An 18,555-nucleotide genomic window follows, 5' to 3' on the forward strand; every position below is an offset into this window, starting at 1 on the left:
CTGGTCATCAGGAATGTGCCCGTCAGCGGCACGTATTCACCAGCGCCTCAAGGTCGGTGAAGAGGCGCGCGACCCGGTCAATCGCGCGCTGATCCACCTCATTCAGATCTACCCTTGCCCCGGATATCCCGTCCCGGTTGCACATTGTCCAACTGTTGTTTGGCAACTGCGTGATCCATCCCTTTTGCCGCAGAAGTTCAAGTTTGCGGCGTACGGTCTGGCGGGGAATGGCTGTCACATCCGCGATACGGGACGCGCTGATGCCCGGCCGCTCGAGGTTTGACAGGGACGGGTCTTGGTCGCGAATACCCGCATCGCGGACCGCCCTGAGCGTGACCTGACCGATGATGGCCAGAATAAGCATCTGCTGTAGGTCCCCACGAAAGGCGCGGCTAACGTCTTCTAGATGTTCGACGAAAAACTCGACAAAGCGATACTGGTAGTCGAGGTAATTCTCGGCGAAAACATCACGTATCTCGGTTGCGCGTCTGGATTTTGCCGTGGCCGCCCCGATTGTGCCTTTGGGTTCGGGCGATGTGCCCATGGTGAACGCTTTTCCTGACATCGGCTTTGTCGGCTCCCACGCTACAAAGGTCTAAAAAATCGCTTCGGTTCTGTCATTGCCCCTGAGGACATGCTCGTTTTGAGCAGGACGCCGCTATCGGTGGTCTCGGTCCTGCTATAACCCTTCTGGCTGAAGCTTGCGAAGTCAATCCTCAACCAAAGGTGTGTTCCGTCAGGGCCTTTGGGTGTCGTCGGAAGAAGAGTGCCCTTATGCCCACACGCACAGCCATTACCATCTTTCAGGCCCACAAGATGGACCGCTGGCTTTGCTTCGGGGTGGTCTTGATCTGGCTTGCCGGATGCGCGCCGCGTGCGGATATGGTTCCCGATGCCGCCGCTCTGACGGGAGAGATCATCGTTCCGGTCTATGTCGGCACCACCCGCGCGCAAGAGGCGGCAGGGGGATGGTCGTCCAAGTTTGCGGGGCCTCTGACCTATGCAAGGGTGGACGTCAGCGTTCCAAAAACGCGCAGGCCCGGGATTGTGATGCTGCCGGGTATGCACCCGGACCCTGACAGGCATTTTTTGACGCGCGAGGTGGCCTCTTTCTCTGGTCGGGCTGCATTCCGCGAGGAGGTCGCGCGCGCCTTGGCGTCGGACCGGATCACAGACAAGGAAGTGGTGGTCACTATTCATGGGTTCAACAATACCTTGGGGGATGGGGTATTTCGAACTGCGCAGATGATCCGCGACTTTGATATCGACGCGTTGACCGTTCACTATGCTTGGCCGTCGCGGGGGGCGCCTCTGGGCTATGCCGCAGATCGGGATGCAGTTCTAATTGCGCGGGACGGGCTTGAACAGATGCTCGAGGATCTTGGGCGTGCGGGCGCACGCGACATTGTCCTTGTCGCGCATTCGATGGGAGCCCAGTTGACGATGGAGGTGCTGCGCCAAATGGCGATCCGCAAGGACGAGGCAATGTTGTCGCGGATGTCTGCGGTGGTCCTGCTCTCGCCAGACATTGCCCCGTCGGTGTTTCGCGCTCAGGCAGAGGCCATCGGTGACTTGCCTGATCCGTTTGTCATTTTCACCTCGCAGAACGATCCCGCCTTGCGACTGTCCGCACGGTTGACGGGCGTGCCCAGACGTCTTGGAAACATAACGGGCGTAGAGGAGGTGGCCGGGTTGAATGTGACAGTCATCAACCTGTCGTCCGCCCAAGACGCGGCTTCGAACCATCTTGCTGCGCTGACATCGCCCTCAGTTATCAGCTTTCTCAAGCAAACCGAAGCCGTGCGACGTAACCTTGAGACAGATCCCTCTGGGCGGGCGGGGCTTCTTCCGGGGACAATGCTGCTGGCCCAAGAGGCCACAGCGATCATGCTTGCGCCTGTCGCATTGGTGGAACGCGCAGGCAACTGACAACAAAGGGTTGTTCGATTTGCGTGGTCGCGGAAATCTTGGACCATCTGCCACTTGTTTGCCGCGCGACTGTCAGAATGATCAAAAACTGCAAGCCGCCCCTTGATATGCGCAACAGCAATTCTTTGCGGCAAGTGATGGGTGTGAGGGCCGGGGATGGGCCCATTTTTGCAGCGGTGGTGGTAAAGAAGCGGCACTGGTACGGTCAGTGACGATTGTCGTCTCTATACTTGTTAAGGTTGGCTTCTTTTCCAAACGCGGGCGCGATCCGGTTTCGCCAAGGTAGCCTGATCCATCTTTAAAAGCACGCGACCTTAAGTTTTTTCTGCCGTTTCTGAAACTTTGGGCGGCGGTGCCCCGTGACTGCTCTGTGATGCATGCAAACGGGAGGTCAAACCATGGCACATCTAGCGACGAACTATTCCTCTTTTGAAACCTTTCTGCGGGGCGCTGAGTCTACCTATACGGTAGATTTCATTGCTCTCAACGGCTCGGGTGTCAGTGGAACAGCGATCCTTGCGATTGGCGCGCCTGAAGGCACCGGCGAACAATATCTGAACGTCTCCATCACCGTAGAGGGCATGGAGCCGAACCAACCTGTTCCGCAGCATATTCACGGTCTTTTTGATCTGGAGGGAAATCCTGCAAACTCACAAACCCCGGACATCAACAGTGATACTGACCGGGATGGATTGGTGGAAGTGCTGGAAGGGGTAAGCCAATATGGCGACGTGCTCTTGACTCTGACCGAAGACGGCGCTGCTCCCATGACCAATGCGGATGGTTCTTTCACCTATATTCGGGCCTTTGACCTGAACGATCCCGCAAATTTCTTTAGCCCTGTCACAATGAATGATTACGTGGGCGCGGATATTCTTCCACTAACCTCGCGGGAAATCGTTCTGCATGGGGTGTCGGTGCCAAATGGCATTGGGGCAGGGACACCGGGCGAGGTAAATGGCCTTCAGGATGGTTTTGTTCCTATTCTGCCTGCGGCGGCGGGTGAGATCGAGGAGATCACGCTGGAACAAGCGTTGTCGCTTCTTGACGATCAGCGTGCGATGGGCGGTGTTACCCTAGCGTTGGGCGATGCGGGCGAGACGGTGGCAGGCACGGAAGGCGACGATGTCATCAACGGCGGGGCAGGCGATGACGTGCTCATCGGACTTGGCGGCAAAGACACCCTGACAGGCAACGGTGGCAGTGACGATATTGACGGCGGCCAAGGGGATGACGTGATCATGGCAGGCAGCGATGCCAATATCCCGAATGGCGCTGATGCTGGGGCCTCGGGTGCATTGCCGCGCACGGAATACGACAACGGCTATGCCGGAGGTGACGGAGACGACCTGATTATCGGGGGCGCGGGGGATGACATCATCACCGGCGATGACGATAGCCGTGTTTCGACCGTCACAGGGGGCGTGTTTGATGCGGGTGCCGACGGATCGGATACGATCTTTGGCGGCGCGGGCAATGACGAGATTCACACCGGAAGCTGGTCGGATGGCGATGATGGTCTGAGCAATATTTCGACCGGCTTCATGGGTGATGTGGCCCACGGCGGGGACGGCGATGACATCCTGCGCGGTGCGGGTGGCGACGATATCCTCAACGGCGATGCTGGTAATGACGATGTCGGTGGTGGCGGCGGTGCAGATAGCATCACAGGCGGTGCGGGCGATGATGTGCTGTTCGGCAATGCAGGTGCAGATGTGCTTGATGGCGGCACGGGCAATGACACGCTGAGGGCTGGGCCGGGCGATGATGAAGACCCGTTCAATGCCGCCAGCTTTGGGGCTTCGGGGGCGCTTCCCTTGTCGGAATACGACAATGGCTACGCTGGCGGTGCGGGTGATGACTTGATCGAAGGTGGCGCGGGGGATGACATCATCACCGGCGATGACGATAGCCGCGTTTCGACCGCCACAGGGGGCGTGTTTGATGCAGGTGCCGACGGATCGGATACGATCTTTGGCGGCGCGGGCAATGACGAGATTCACACAGGCAGTTGGTCTGACGGTGACGAGGGTCTGAGCAATATCTCGACCGGCGTCATGGGGGATATGGCCTTTGGCGGTGAGGGTGACGATATTCTGCGTGGTGCGGGTGGCAATGATTTCCTAGCTGGTGAGGCAGGGAACGATGACATTGGCGGCGGCGGCGGCGCGGACAGCATCGTTGGAGGTGACGGCAATGATGTGCTCTCTGGCAATGGCGGCGATGACATCATTTCCTCAGGGAATGGTGATGACGTGGCCATGGGCGGCGACGGGGATGATCGGATCGGTGGGGGGCTTGGAAATGACCAGCTGTCTGGCGATGCGGGCGACGATGTCATTGGCGCAGGCCTTGGTGACGACACCGCAGATGGCGGCGACGGGAATGATCTCGTCAATGGCGGTGGCGGTGACGATGTTCTGACGGGCGGGGCTGGAAACGACAGTATGGGCGGCAGCCAAGGAGCAGATACGCTGAGCGGTGGCGATGGCGACGACCTGATGGGGGGCGGCACCGGAATGGACGTCATGAGCGGTGGCGCTGGTAACGATCAAATGGGTGGCGGTTTTGGCAACGACATGGTGGATGGCGGTGTCGGCGATGACTTTGTTGCTGGCGGCAATGGTCGCGACACGCTTCTTGGGGGTGAGGGTAACGATACCATCAATGGCGGCAACGGGGACGATCAGATGCAAGGCGGGGACGGGGCGGATGTCTTTGTCTTCAACAGCTTCAATGCCGGAGAGGTTGATGTGATCTCGGATTTCGACACTGCGGGTGATCTGCTGGATCTGCGTGGAGTGATCGGCGGCTTTGAGAGTCTGAGCATTGCTGCGACAACCTTTGACGGTTCTGGTGCGACACAGGTCAGCTATCTGGATCACACGATTATACTGGTCGATGTAGAGGCGACAACGCTGGATGGTGGTGACTTCATCTTCGGCTGAGCCGGACATGGGGCAGGGCCCCTCGCCATCTGCGGGGGGCCCAACACATTCTGTCTTCGGGAAAGCGCACCTTGGTGCCGGAAAACAAATGGATGTGGTGTTAAGATCATCTCGGTTCTATGTGGAACCAGATCACTCGCCTTGGCCTAGGCTGATATCCGCAGTCGCAAGGCATCCTCGGACGACTCGAGGAGGTGCGCCGCGGCTCCGACCTCGTGTTCACTCATTAGAGTAAATATCCGTCATCGGATCTGCGCCAAGCACCGTCATCAGGCGCAGCACCTCGGCCTTCCATCCGTCTTTTACCCGTCTTGCCAACTGCGACATCGGGCGCAATCTGGGGACAAAAATAGCGCAATCATATCGAAGGTCTTGAGCGAGCGGACGAAATACCAACGCATCCCCGTTCAGCCTTGATTGCTGTTCGCTGGCCACGGTCATCGGATCGACGATGGCGCAGCATTGCCCTTGGGACACAAATTGCAAAAGCGGGATGAAAAATTGGCTTTCGATGATTTGATTGTACCGTGCGCCATGCCCCTGAAATGCCATGTGAATACGTTTTTGAAGCCAATGCGCGCTGTGCAAGCCGCCCATCGGTTGATCATGCAAATCTTCCCAAGATAGCGCGGCTTTTTGAGCCAAGGGATGCGCCTGAGGCAAGGCGCAGAAGCAGCGTGCAGAAAAGGTTTCTGCCGTCAAAAGACCTTTGCGCTTTTCAAGCTGAAAATCCAGATCCGCAAAGCCGAAATCAATGCTTTGGGTGGCCACCAACTCGAGGATCTGTTGCGAACTTCGCATCGTCAATGTCAGCTTGATATCCCTGAAATCGCCGAGAACCCGACTGATATATCCGGGGAAAAGATAACTGGATGGTCCGGGCATCGCGGCAACCTTAAGATTGCCGCTCGCGGCATCCCCGAGGCTTTTCATGGTGCGAGACACTGTAGACAGTCGGTCTAGCACTTCATCCGCCTCTGCCAACAGGTAATAGGCCTCTGGCACCGGGATAAGGCGGCGCCCCTCACGTTCAAAAAGAGTGATACCGAGCGACGCTTCGAGCTCTCGCAAGGAAAGGCTGATCGCAGGCTGCGTGCGCCCCAAACGCCTCGCCGCCTGCGAGACGGAGCCGGTAGCCATGACTTCACGAAAAACAGAGAGTTGCTGGAGCTTCACTATATAAGTTTTTCCTTGTTTTTTAGAGTTATAACAAATTTGTCTTTATCAACGCTACCATTAAGCTCGCGACCACGACAAGCCTTCGCATCGCGGAGGTAAAGCCAATAAAAACGGGGAGTTTAGAATGGCATTGATGAAGAAAATGGCAGTGGCAGCTTTGGCAACGGCGTTGATGGCCGGCACGGCAATGGCCCAAAGCCCAACTTTTTTTCGCATTGGAACCGGCGGTGCAGGCGGAACTTATTTCCCGATTGGCGGAACGATCGCCAATGGGATATCCTCTCCTCCCGGATCTCGACCCTGCGAAGAGGGGGGACAGTGCGGCGTTCCCGGACTGATTGCGATTGCACAATCTACAACCGCCTCAGTTTTTAACAACGCGGCTGTGCAGAACGGCGAATTGGAAGCCGGCCTTGCTGCTGCCGACGTGACGCGTGAGATGTACCTTGGTGTTGGCACATTTGAGGGCAAAAAGCATGACAAGCTGCGACTTGTCGCCAACCTCTTTCCAGAAGACCTGCATCTCGTGATGCCCGCCGGGGCAACCTTGGACGGGTTGGGTGATCTGGCAGGCAAAAGGGTTGGCATTGCGCAGGCGGGGTCTGGCACCCAAGTGGCTGTTCTGAAAATGCTCGAAGAATGGGGTGTGAACCGCGACAACATGGAAGAGGCCGAGTTGAACAATTCGCAATCTGCTGAACGTCTGGCGGATGGGCAATTGGACGCCTTCTTTTATGCGGCGGGTTGGCCTGTGGCGGCGATGGTTCAGCTTGCCTCGACCAAGGGCATGACGCTGTATTCCTTCAGCGACGAAGAAATGCAGAAAATCAACGATGTGGTGCCTGCCTACATTCCCTCAAAGATTCCCGGTGGCGTATATGAGGGTATTGATAACGATACGATGACCCCTGCGGTTTCGGCATATCTTGTTGTCTCCTCGGATCTTTCGGACGATCTTGTTTACGGGATCACCAAGGCGCTCTGGAATGACAATACCCGCAACTTGCTCGACAATGGGCACGCGAAAGGCAAGCTGATCCGGCCGGAAACGGCGTTGAACGGGGTGGATAGCCTTGGGGTGCCGCTGCATCCCGGAGCAGAGCGCTTTTATCGCGAAGCAGGGCTGCTCAAATAAGCCGTCTTCATTCTAGGAAACATTCCAAGCGATGCCCCCAGGGGGCATCGCAACCTCTTTTCATGAATGACAAGGCAGGCCCGTGACCAACAGCAGCAATGACCTGAGCGCCGAAGAACTGGCCAAGCTGACCCCAGAGCAGTTGGCCGAGATAGAACGGAAGTATGACGAAGGCGCTGCGACGCGCGCAGTAGGCCCGAACGTTGGCATGGTCTTGCGCGCGGTGGCACTGGTCTTTGCGCTTTATCACTTTGTGACTGCGGGGTTTGGTCTTCCGGCCGATCATTGGCACATGGGCTGGCATCTTTCGGGATTATTCATTCTCACCTACGCGCTCTTTCCAATTTTTAAGAGTGACAGCGCCTTTGCAATGAAAGTCAGTCGCCTTCGGCTGGGGAATATTCCCCTTTATGATCTGGTCTTCATGGCATTGGGCGTGGCGTCATCGCTGTATGTGGGCCTGGCGTGGCGCGGCATTCCGGCGCTTGGCATCGAGGAACAAACCTTCCGAATGGGTAATCCCAACGGGTATGACGTATTTTTTGGTGTCATTATAATCCTGTTGGTTTTGGATATTGCACGGCGGACCCTAGGTTGGGTTTTGCCGCTCATCATCTGCGTATTCATTTCCTACGCGCTTTTCGGGACCTATTTTCCCGGTTTGTTGCAGCATCCCGGCGTGAATTTCAAAACTTTCGTCTCGTCGATGTATTTCCCACAAGAGGGTATTTTCGGTGTCACCCTTTGGGTCGTTTCAACAATTGTATTTCACTTTGTCCTGTTTGGCGTCATCGCGCAGCGCACCGGTTTGGGGCAATTATTCATAGACAATGCAACCATTCTTGCCGGGCGCTATGTCGGTGGTCCGGCAAAGGTGTCGGTCGTATCCTCAGCATTTTTCGGGACAATCTCCGGCTCTTCCGTTGCGAACACGGTGTCGACGGGGGCCCTTACCATTCCGAATATGAAACGGCTGGGCTACCCCGGACATTTTGCAGGTGGCGTTGAGGCCGCTGCTTCGGCGGGTGGTCAGATTACGCCGCCGATCATGGGGGCCGCAGCCTTCATCATGGCAGAGTTTCTACAGCTACCCTACACCACAATCGTGATTGCAGCGATTGTCCCGGCGGTATTGCATTACGTCGGTGTGTTCGCTGTGGTGCATCTGATGGCCTTGAAACTTGGTTTGAAGGGCATGGCAAAGGACAGCCTGCCCCAATTCGCGGCCGTATGGCGGGAAGGCTGGGCGAATATCATTCCTTTGATCGGCCTGCTGGTTGTGCTTTTCTCTGGCTACACGCCTTACATGTCCGCGTTTTGCGGCATCTCTCTGGCAGTGATCGCGGGCATGGCGCGGTTACGTGAACCGACCACTTTGATCTATCCTGCGGCCTTCATTGCCTTTGTTTTGTGGAAATGGATGGGCCAAGGATTTGAGGGGCAAATGGCCCTGCTGCTTGTGATCGGTGCGGTTGTTGCCACCTTGAACCCGCAAGCGCGTATTCGGCTGCCTCAAATGGCAGAGTCGCTAGAAGTGGGTGTAAAATATGCCCTGGCTGTCGGGGCGGCCTCGGCGGCTGTGGGCATTGTCGTCGGTGTCATCAATACCACGGGTATTGGGTTTCGCATGGGCTTTATGGTGACCCAAGGCGCGGGTTCGATGGCCATGAGCTTGAATGATATGTTCACCTTTGGCGGTTGGGAAATGATCTCAACCCCAGATCTGCAATTGTTCCTGTCACTGGTGTTCATCGCGATTTCTTGCATCTTGATGGGGGCAGGCGTTCCGACGACAGCGCTTTACATCATGCTTGCGTCGGTGGCTCAGCCTGCTCTGGCACAGCTTGGCGTGCCTCCGATCGCCAGCCATATGTTTGTGCTCTACTATGGTGTCGTATCGGAAATTACGCCCCCCGTTTGTACTTCGGCCTATGCGGCGGCGGCCATCGCCAACTCCAATCCTTTCCGGACAGGTGTGTCAGCCTTTACCTTGGGCTTGGGCAAAGTCGTCGCGCCAATGGCCTTTGTGTACGCGCCTGTCCTGCTTATCGTTTCCTCAACGGGATTTGATTTATGGGAGTTCACCTATACCGCCACGAGCTGCATTTTGGGGGTTCTGGCGCTTTCAATGGCGGTTGTTGGATACTGGAAGGCCCCGATGGGTGCCTTCATGAGAGTATTGCTGGCGGTGTCGGGCATAGTGTTCATTGCACCCTCGCTGCAGGCCGATTTGATTGCCGCTTTGATTGCGGCTCCAGCCATCTTGAGCCAGCTTTTCAAACGGCGTTCAACACCTGCGGCGGTCTGAGGTATGGACGGTCATGTAACCATCATCGGTGCCGGTATTGTCGGGATTTGCACGGCGATTTCCCTTTGTGAACGTGGTTTTTCGGTACGCCTGATTGACAGAGGCATACCCGGACAAGAAACCTCTTTTGGGAATGCCGGTGTTATCTCACCGTGGTCCATTATCCCGCAATCCATGCCAGGGATATGGAAGACCCTGCCTGGATTGCTATTGGACCGAGATAGCCCACTTTCGGTGCGTCCCCGCTTTTGGCCGCGTATGATCCCTTGGGGGCTGCGCTTCTTACGACACGCAACAGAGGAAAAGGCGCGTGCCGCGTCCGATTGTATGGAGTATCTGTGCGGTCCATCCGTGGACCTGTATCGCCGTCTTCTTGCCGGAACCGGCCATGAGGATTTGCTTGCTGAGAGCTATTACATCCACGCTTTCCGCACTGCGGACAAAGCCAGTCTGAAGAACCTTGATTATCGCATCCGTGTGGAAAAGGGCGGGGATCTGGCCCTGATCGGTCCAAGGGAATTGCGGACGCTGGAGCCCGGACTTTCGTCTGACTTCAAAGCTGCGGTGGTGATCAAAGGTCAGGCGCGTGCCCGCGCACCCGGTCAGCTTGGTCAGGTCCTGACCGCGAAGGCGCGGGGGCTTGGGATAGAGGTGGTTCAAGCTGAAGTGATCCGTCTGTCGCATCAAAATGGCAGCTGGACGATTTTCGCCAAAGGCCAAAATTTCACAGCACCGCGCGTTGTCCTGGCTGCGGGGGTTTGGTCAGCAGACTTGCTGCGGGCCCTTGGGATCAACCTGCCTCTGGTGGCCGAGCGCGGGTATCATGTGGAATTTGCTGCCCCCGGTGTCACTCTCAATCACTCGGTGATGGATGTCGATGGCAAGGCCGTCGCCAGTTCCATGCTTGGCGGATTGCGTTTGGCTGGTACCGCAGAGTTTGCGTCCATTGACGCGCCACCTGATCCCCGGAAACAAGCTATTCTGACACGTCAAGCCAAGGCGATGTGCCCTGATTTGAGCACTGCGCAAGGGTCCTTCTGGATGGGCCGCAGACCTTCGTTTCCCGACAGCTTGCCCGCATTGGGCGCGGTGCGGGGGCAGGATGGTCTCTTTGCGGCTTTCGGCCACAGCCATTATGGGCTGATGATGGCCCCCAAAACCGGCGAAGTTTTGGCGGATATCATATCAGGATGCCCCGCAAATGCCCCGCTTGATGCCCTCAAAATGGATCGGTTTCTCTAGGTCCGTATTGTTCAGCTCAGCGAATAGCCACCTCACGCCTTCTGCGAGTTGCGAGAGTAACATGGGGATAGTTTAAATCACTCTATGGTAGAATGATTTGTGAGAAAATAACTTTTTACGGATGGTTGCATTCGCGATATTATACGCAATCGCGGTCTAGTCTAAACGCTTAGGTTGTGCAGCCTTAAAGAAGCTTTGGGAGTAACGGCATCAAAGTCCTGTTTCTTGTGTCAAGCGCCTATGGGCACATGGATTTCGGCGGTCTGGGGTTCTTGCGCCTTAGCCAGAAGATTGAGGCTGCAGGACACAGCAGCGTGTGGATCACATATGGGGATCAAGTCGCGCGGTTACGCGGACATGGCTGCCACGTGGAGCAAGCGGGCGATCTGAACCTGCTGCACCTAATGCCCATGCCGCATATCGACGATATAGTGAAAAACCCAGCAGGACATGACGGTAGGGTCGCAAGTTTGCGGCGCGTTATGGAGCGCATTGCGCAGCATCGGCCTGACATGGTCTTTATCGACCGCCTGCTTGTAGGAGCTGGACTTGCTGTCGCTAAGCTTGATCTGCCTTATGCGGCGATGGGAACGCCGGGTGGGTATTGGCGTTTCTTCCCAGACCCGGCCCAAGGGCACCTCAACATTCACCCTTGGCCGGAGCCGGTTCAGGAGTATCATGATCTTGGTGAGCGCTTGAAGGACGAGCTTGGCTGGCAGAAGGGCGGGCTGGACAGTGGATGGCTCCGATCACCGTATCTGAACGTGCAGTTTCTGCCGATGCGGTTCTACGCGCATGTGAACGATCCGGCGAGCATTAGCATCCACAACCATACCTCGCCCGCGCTCGCACCCAATGTCCGCCGTATCGGGGTGTCCTTCGGAAATCAGGGTTGCACAGAACATCTGTTACGCCTCACAGAGGCGCTGATCGCACGCATACCCGAAGGCGACGGTGTAAGCCTTTTTTTAGGCAATCATCCTGACCTTCACGCGCATTTCCACTCGGTCAGTCGTGGCAAGGATATCGAATTGCACCAGTGGATTGAATTCAACACGGTAATGCCGGGTCTATCGTCGATTCTGTTTTTGGGTGGTGTCGGCACGATCTGGCACTGTTTGCAAAACGGCGTTCCAATGATCGTGGCCCCCGGATTTATCGGGGATCAGCTGGAAAACGCCCGACGAATTGCGGCGCTTGGGCTTGGCGCACATATGGCCGAAGACCAGCCATGCGAGGACATCGCGGCCATTGTTCAAAGTGTAACCATGGATTTAGATATTCAAAACCGTCTGGCAGAGGCACGCGAGCCAGCCTCTTTTTCGCACACGATGGACAGCTTTTTTGCACTCATATGCGATTTGACCAGATGATCCTGTTCTGCAAGCTGTGTTTCAGGGTAACCATTTTAGTGTCAAAGAGCAGAGAGACGATATCGACCGGCTTGACGAATTTAACTACATACCAAATCGGACCAACGTCAGCGATGGTTCTTCGGCACAGCAGGGCGGCTTTAGATGGCAAATACCTACGCGGCAAAGACTGTTTGCATCCTTGGGATGCATCGGAGCGGAACGAGCTGTCTGGCTGGATGTCTGGAGGAACGCGGTCTGTTTCTTGGTGATGTGATCAATTTTGCCAAGTTCAATCTACGGGGCAACAAGGAAAACCCCGAGATCATGCAAATCAACAATGACCTTCTGAAGCTGAATGGCGGCACTTGGGACAATCCACCCGAAGAGATGCGATGGAACGATGAGCTTCGGGCGCGTCGGGACGCACATATTGCATCCCTTGCCGGCCGTCCGGTTTGGGGATTCAAGGATCCACGCACCGTTTTCACATTGTCTTTCTGGCAGGAGGCGGTGCCCGATATGCACTATGTCGCCACCTTTCGTCACCCCTTTGCCGTGGTTCGCTCACTTCAGCGCCGTGGCCCCAACCTACTCCCCGTTATCGCCCCCATTGATTTGTGGATGAAATATAACCTTCGACTGCTGCAGCATATCACGGCCCATGACATCCGGCTGGTCAGTTTTGACTGGCCTGCCGATGTTTATAACAAGGCGGTGGATTATATTGCCGATAGCTTCGGTGTCTCGACGGATGCCCCGACAGAGACACCTTTTTACGAACAGAGCCTGCGCACAAGCGATGAGGACGAAAGGATGGCGCAGTCAATGGAGCCTGGAGTTCGCATGGTCTACGAGGCGCTGTTAGAAAGGGCGATGCTTGTATCATGAAATCTTTATTGACCTGAGGCGCATAAGTAATGGCGCATTCCTCACGATAGCAATCACGCGGCCCTGTGGGCACGGCTTCAGTAGCGGACACAATCTTACCATCAAGACGCTTGCAGCCCCGACATTCTGTGGGGAAAGGAGCTAGGCATTTCCATTTGCGCAACCCCACATCTTTGCCAGAGGCGATGCTCTTGGCACGACTCCATGCCAATTCGGCGCGGAGGATAGTTTGTTCATGTGCAGCAAGCTGCATCGTAAGGCCATTGTCGCTTAAATCGTTCAGAGCTTCTTTCGACATAAGTGCATTGGCACGTAAGCCTAAGGCTTTCTTTTCTTCTCTTGAAAGCTGCGTGTCACCCTTCCTGTAGGAAGTGGATATTTGTTTAGGGTGCTGATTTTCGTTGCACTCTATCAGCTTCACAATCTTAGAGGCGGCTTCTGGCTTGATATAGCCAAGGGATTCGATTACCTCATCAATCCAAATCCTAAGCTCTGTCGAATAGGTCATGGCGTCGGGCCTTTCGTGCTGATGCAGCTTGGCAGGGACAGTGTCAAATTCGCAACGCGATTCCTAGCCGAATTAACCCGCCGCAGCGCGTTACTCCATACGTTACCCCTGAACAAAATCCACCAAGGCCGCTTGAAGCGGGTTAAGCTAAGTTGTTGCTTTCTTGGGGATTTTTGGCTCCGGCGGTAGGGAACGGAGCCATTTATCTGTGTGTTTAAGTCATTGTAAATATTGACTTAAACTTCAGCGTGTCTGCGGGCGATGCCACAGTGTGATGCCGCACTCTGCCCCACTATTTGAGACTTGGCAAGGGGAGGTGGGGCAAGGTTTCAGCTCGTGGAATTCGGGTAGGTTTGTCAAGATCGACGGTTATTGAGGCCTGCCGAAAGCGGCAGCCGGTGAGGGCAAAATTTTGCAATTTCGCTTGACGGCGGCGTCTTCACGCCTCCGGGATGCGGGGGCTGCGCCCCCGCGGGTCCTTTTAAGATATATATGGGTGGGTGTTGGGTGAGAGTTCTGTGCTTTCGTGGAAGGGAAGGTGGCGGTGGAGTAGGCGGGATAGAGGTAGGTTTTGGGTCGGTTTAGGCAGAAATATCTTGGCGTGGGTGCGCCGTGCTATGGGCGTTAACGCCATCGAGGAGGCGATTGATTGCTTCCGCCTTGAGTGATCTGTGTTCGACGAGATGGCGCGCCAATGTCTCGAGAAAATGGGCATTCTCTTGAAGGATTTTCCCTGCGCGACTTTCAGCTTGAGTGATCCGCTGCAGGACCCGGTCTCGGATGGCGGGCGTTGTGAGATGGACGGCGTCGGGGTTCTCGTGCCAGACCGGCCCCTGCAAGCCCATGCCGTAGGTGGTTTCGATGTTGAGGGCCGCCCGCGTAGCAAGTGCGAGGTCGGAATAGGCGGGGCCGCCTGCGCCAGCGGAGATTTCACCGAGGATCAGGCGTTCGGCCGCGCGCCCTGCCATAGAGTAGGCGATCTGGGCCTCGATGTCAGATAAGCGGCTTTCACTCGTGTGCATCAGGCAGTCGATCCGACCCCCGAGGTCAGTGATCATGATCCGCTTGACTTCACCGATTTGAAGCGCTCGGGCGACCACGGCATGTCCCGCTTCATGAACAGCGATCCGCCAGGTCCGGTTTCGGTTTTCATGGCGCGGATCAAGATCCATATATGTCTCAAGCATGCCAAGGGACAACATACTGCGCGCGTGCCTCGCGTCGGAACGCGCGGCACGGATCGCGGCATCGATGTCGGCAGCCGTCTTGCCAACAGCGCGGCGTGACAGGCGGCGCAGATCATGGTCCGCGATATCCTCTGACAGATGGAAACGGAGGATCTCGAGAATGGCGTCGGCATCAGGGGGAAGGACTTCGATCTTGATGTCCATCCGACCGGCGCGAATGACAGCGGGGTCGATCCTTTCGATGTAGTTGCACGTGCCGACGATGATCACACCTTCCTGTCGGGCGATCTGGTCCAGCTCGGTAAGAAAGGTTGTGATCACTTGAGTGCGGTAGTTGCTGGAATGCCGATCAAGGGCATCGCGTGATCCGACCGCATCAATCTCGTCGATCACAAGCACGCATGGAGCCTTGCGCCGCGCGTTGGCAAATGTCGCACGCATCTCACGCAGCATGTCGCCCAGATGGCCTGCCGCTTGCCACTCTCCAAAGGTCCCCGTCACGAGACTAAGGCCAGCGCTGTTTGCCATCGCGCGGGCGAGCCATGTTTTTCCTGTGCCGGGTGCGCCGTAGAGCAGGAGGGAGCGGCTGATCTCGTGCCACTGTGCCTTGCCTTTTTTCCAGTCTTTCAGATCGGCGACGATACGCCTGGCAGCGGTGAGAGCCGTGCTGTCGCCGCGCATGTCCTCAAGACGAGGCCCTGACGTATGGACGTCGTGATGTGCCATCTGCCCCAAGCGTTCGACGGCTTGATGCAATACTGGCGTGCGTAGAGCGGCGCAGATTTCGATCGTGCTGAGCGTTTGAAGGTTGGCCTCTGATGGCAAGGCGGCACGAAGGTTTCCCGCACCGGCAACTTGTTCGGCGAGATGACCATTTTCCAGGAACGTCATCATCACGTCATGAGTCGCCGGGACCAACTGAAAGAGCGTGTGGGTGGTCATCAGCAAGGCCTTTGGCAAAAAGAGGCCCTCCGCCTGAAGGATGAGCACTGGCTCCATTTTGTCGAGACTGTCCCGCACCATTCGTCTGACACGAGCTCTGGAACTCATTGTGATCTCGCCGTCGGTCACCTCGGGGGCAATGATTTCCCAATGCGAGGGGAACACATCTTTGGTTACGTTTTTGAAGGTCACCAAATCCTCGACAGCGATGCCAGTGATGACGGTGATCGCGCCGCAGTGATACGCCGCACACTCGACGTCCGGTGAACCGAACGTCGCTGCGAGGCGGATGACAGACAGCAGTTGCCGCGCAGGCACGTAGCGAGAGGGAAGGTCAGCACGATCTGAAAACGTCTCAGCCGGTTCGGGCCCTTCGAATTTTTGAAAAAGAATATCCAGTTCTGACGGATCGTCTTTCTCGCTCTGAAAATGGACGCCGTGGACCTTGCGCAGACGCGTGATCAGCGTGTCGGCGTAGGTCGACCAATCGGGTTTTTGTGCTGTGTTCAGGGGCATAATCGCGCCCTCCATATAGAATATGTGAATGGTGATTTCCGACCGTATTCGGCCGGAGAAACGTGATGGCTGTTCTTCGCGGGTTATGAGGCGGGCGGGGCAATGCGGCTGGCAATCGCTTCAAGTTCAGCCAGAATTTTTGCAGTCAGGGCGGCGTCGTAGATTTCCGACTGCACTTTGATCAGGCCGTGGTAGACGTCCGGATCGACGACAGCGTCGGGATGCTCGTCGCGCAGTTTGCGGTGCAGCGCCTTTTCCAACGTGATAGCCATCTGGCCCGACGCGACGGGAATCGTCCTGAGGAGTTTGCGGGGCATGTTCGGATCGCGGGAAAGCTGATGATAAAGGCGGCTCGCGGGGTTGTTCGAATAGCCCACTTTAACCAGCCTACGACTGTTCGGCATGACGAACTGCATCGCATACAGGTGACTCGGGGCGGCGGTCCATTTCTCTCCACAGCCCCCGCAACCGACCCGGCCCGATTGCATGTTTACCCGCGCGATGCGCTGGACATGCCCGCAGGCACCGTGTTGGTAGCTCCGGTAATTTGCGTTGCCGTCGGGATCGCGGCCGATGAGCCGCCAACCCTGTGCCGTCGCTTCATCTTGTTCATTTTCTTTATGGCAAATGTCGCACCGGACGCCGGTTTCGCCTGTCGCAACACGTTCAAGGATTTCGATCTGCCGGCGGAGCTGGTGCCCGCAAGGCGCTTCGTAGAATGCATAGTGCCGATCCTCAGGGCAGCGGCCAAGATATGTCAGGCCCGCAGCCTCTGCCGTTGAAATCCAACCGGTCTGCACGCAGGTGGGGCACAGCGGTTGCGCCGACATGAGCGTGAACAGCCTGACCTTGATTACAGCGCCACAAAGGCGACAACGCAGCGCGAGGTGAAAACGGTCGATCACGCGGGCTACGATGTCATACCCCTTCGCTTTGGCAGAAGAGATCCAATGGGGCATCAGTTGCCCTGGATAAATGGGAATGGGCGTGCCAGAAATTGNCGAGCCCGCCGAAGGCTAAGCCAGGCACAGAACCAAAAAGGCGGCGTGGCCCCGTGCCACAGCCGCCTTTTTCATGCCCATTGCCCTGCCTCTATAGCGTGTTGCGCCCCATCAAAACCACCCCCGTCCCGGGCTTGCCCCGGGACCTCTCCGAGGTAACGTCGTGGCCACGGCTCGGGGACCGGGGCGATATGACCCCGATCAGACGCAACGTGCCTTACGGCTCGCGCAGCGCCTGTTGGCTCTTGTAGAGCGGTTTCAGCAAGTACTGCAGCACGGTCTTTTCGCCGGTGTGCAACTCCACCTCGGCCTGCATACCCGGTCTGATCTCTATCCCCGCCTGACGGGGTGTTAGCGCGCTCATATCCACCCGCAGCGATACTTTGTAATGCGGATCACCATCCGCCTCACGCGCCCGCTCATCCTTGAACGTATCGGCTGAAATGAAATCCACCCGGCCCTTTAGGGTGCCATAAATCGTATAGTCATAGGCGGTCAGTTTGATCGTCGCCTCCTGCCCGCGCCGGATATTGGCGATATTGCGTGGCTCGACCCGCGCCTCAACAAACATCTCTTCATCCAGCGGGATGATCTCCAGAATCTCTTCGCCGGGGCGCACCACACCGCCAATCGTCGTCACGCTCAGATTGTTGACCACCCCGCGCAATGGGCTCAGCAGCACCGTCCGGTTCAACTGATCCTGACTGGCCCGCAAATTCTGGCGCAGCGTCGCCAATTCCTTGAGGGTCTCGGAATAGGCCTCTGCCCGCTCCAACTCGGCTTGGGTGATGATCTCATCATAGCGTTTCTCGGAATCCGCATGCGCCTTGCGGGCGCGCGTAACCTCAATCAGCGCCACGATCTTTTTCTCCAGCAATCCTTCCAACAACCGCTTTTCCTCGGCGGATTGCTGCATCACGCGCTTGGCCCCTTCGCTGCGCTTGACGAAATCCTCTTGCCGCGCCTTCAACAGCGCGCGCTCCGAGGCGACCATTTCCCCCGCCTGCCCCGCCAGCCCGTCGGGCACCGTAAAATCGAACTGCCCCGCCAATTCCGCCTCAAGCCGCAGTTGCCGCACCTCAAGCCCCGCGATCTGGTCCTGGAGATCCGCCACTTCGGAATTGAACCGCGTATCGTGCAGCCGCGCCAGAACATCGCCGCGCGCCACCACATCCCCCTCCTGCACCAGCAATTCCGCCAGAATACCCCCTTCAAGATTCTGGATGATCTGCGGCCGCGAGGTGGAAATAAACTCGCCCGGCGCGCGCACGATCTCGTCGATCCACGCAAACGCCGCCCAGAGGATGAAAATCCACACGCTCGCCGCACAAAGCCAAACCATCAGGCTCGGCCCCCGCAAGCGCCCGTTCAATTCCGCCAGAATGCTGGCCGTGCTGCGCGCGCCAACGTCACTCAT

At 56.9% G+C, this 18,555-nt stretch carries 11 protein-coding genes; 7 read left to right on the forward strand and 4 right to left on the reverse strand.

The genetic code is table 11. The annotated features are described in order from the left end of the window. Positions 1 to 22: 22 nt before the first annotated feature. A complete protein-coding gene (locus tag GC127_RS21530) occupies positions 23 to 544 on the reverse strand; it encodes a helix-turn-helix domain-containing protein (protein WP_254700218.1) in 522 nt (173 codons plus the stop codon). A gap of 230 nt (positions 545 to 774) precedes the next feature. Here GC127_RS21530 and GC127_RS21535 point away from each other — a divergent pair, with 230 nt between their 5' ends. Next, positions 775 to 1,929: an alpha/beta hydrolase gene (locus GC127_RS21535; RefSeq protein ID WP_151979547.1), complete on the forward strand. Its 1,155-nt coding sequence runs from the start codon at positions 775 to 777 to the stop codon at positions 1,927 to 1,929. Between the two features lie 398 nt (positions 1,930 to 2,327). Further along, complete coding sequence (locus GC127_RS21540; protein WP_254700219.1) at positions 2,328 to 4,877, forward strand: calcium-binding protein; 2,550 nt, start codon at positions 2,328 to 2,330, stop codon at positions 4,875 to 4,877. A gap of 219 nt (positions 4,878 to 5,096) precedes the next feature. Here the strand turns inward: GC127_RS21540 and GC127_RS21545 are convergent, their stop codons facing one another. Next, on the reverse strand, positions 5,097 to 6,053 hold the full coding sequence (locus tag GC127_RS21545) for a LysR family transcriptional regulator (protein ID WP_037298811.1): 957 nt from the start codon (positions 6,051 to 6,053) through the stop codon (positions 5,097 to 5,099). A gap of 127 nt (positions 6,054 to 6,180) precedes the next feature. On the opposite strand from GC127_RS21545, the gene GC127_RS21550 reads away from it, so the two are divergent. The 5 genes from GC127_RS21550 (at position 6,181) to GC127_RS21570 (ending at position 12,984) form a co-directional block, all read left to right on the forward strand. After that, positions 6,181 to 7,191, forward strand: coding sequence for a TAXI family TRAP transporter solute-binding subunit (locus tag GC127_RS21550; RefSeq protein ID WP_037298807.1), 1,011 nt, complete (start codon positions 6,181 to 6,183; stop codon positions 7,189 to 7,191). A 103-nt stretch (positions 7,192 to 7,294) separates the two neighbouring features. Beyond that, the gene (locus GC127_RS21555) at positions 7,295 to 9,499 is read left to right on the forward strand and encodes a TRAP transporter fused permease subunit (RefSeq protein WP_217522649.1); all 2,205 of its coding nucleotides are present in this window, start codon (positions 7,295 to 7,297) and stop codon (positions 9,497 to 9,499) included. 3 nt (positions 9,500 to 9,502) lie between these two features. Beyond that, positions 9,503 to 10,741, forward strand: coding sequence for an FAD-binding oxidoreductase (locus tag GC127_RS21560; protein WP_151979549.1), 1,239 nt, complete (start codon positions 9,503 to 9,505; stop codon positions 10,739 to 10,741). Between the two features lie 248 nt (positions 10,742 to 10,989). Further along, positions 10,990 to 12,114 (forward strand): glycosyltransferase, encoded by a 1,125-nt coding sequence (locus GC127_RS21565; protein ID WP_151979550.1) that lies wholly within the window; start codon positions 10,990 to 10,992, stop codon positions 12,112 to 12,114. 144 nt (positions 12,115 to 12,258) lie between these two features. Next, positions 12,259 to 12,984 (forward strand): hypothetical protein, encoded by a 726-nt coding sequence (locus tag GC127_RS21570; RefSeq protein WP_151979551.1) that lies wholly within the window; start codon positions 12,259 to 12,261, stop codon positions 12,982 to 12,984. A 1,089-nt stretch (positions 12,985 to 14,073) separates the two neighbouring features. Here the strand turns inward: GC127_RS21570 and GC127_RS21575 are convergent. Both GC127_RS21575 and GC127_RS21585 read right to left on the reverse strand, forming a co-directional pair. Then, complete coding sequence (locus GC127_RS21575; protein ID WP_199861303.1) at positions 14,074 to 16,137, reverse strand: AAA family ATPase; 2,064 nt, start codon at positions 16,135 to 16,137, stop codon at positions 14,074 to 14,076. Positions 16,138 to 17,355: 1,218 nt separating this feature from the next. After that, positions 17,356 to 18,555: an HlyD family type I secretion periplasmic adaptor subunit gene (locus GC127_RS21585; RefSeq protein ID WP_008280407.1), complete on the reverse strand. Its 1,200-nt coding sequence runs from the start codon at positions 18,553 to 18,555 to the stop codon at positions 17,356 to 17,358.

Origin of the sequence: Roseovarius sp. EC-HK134, from assembly GCF_902498815.1 — a bacterium.
GTDB lineage: Bacteria > Pseudomonadota > Alphaproteobacteria > Rhodobacterales > Rhodobacteraceae > Roseovarius > Roseovarius mucosus_A.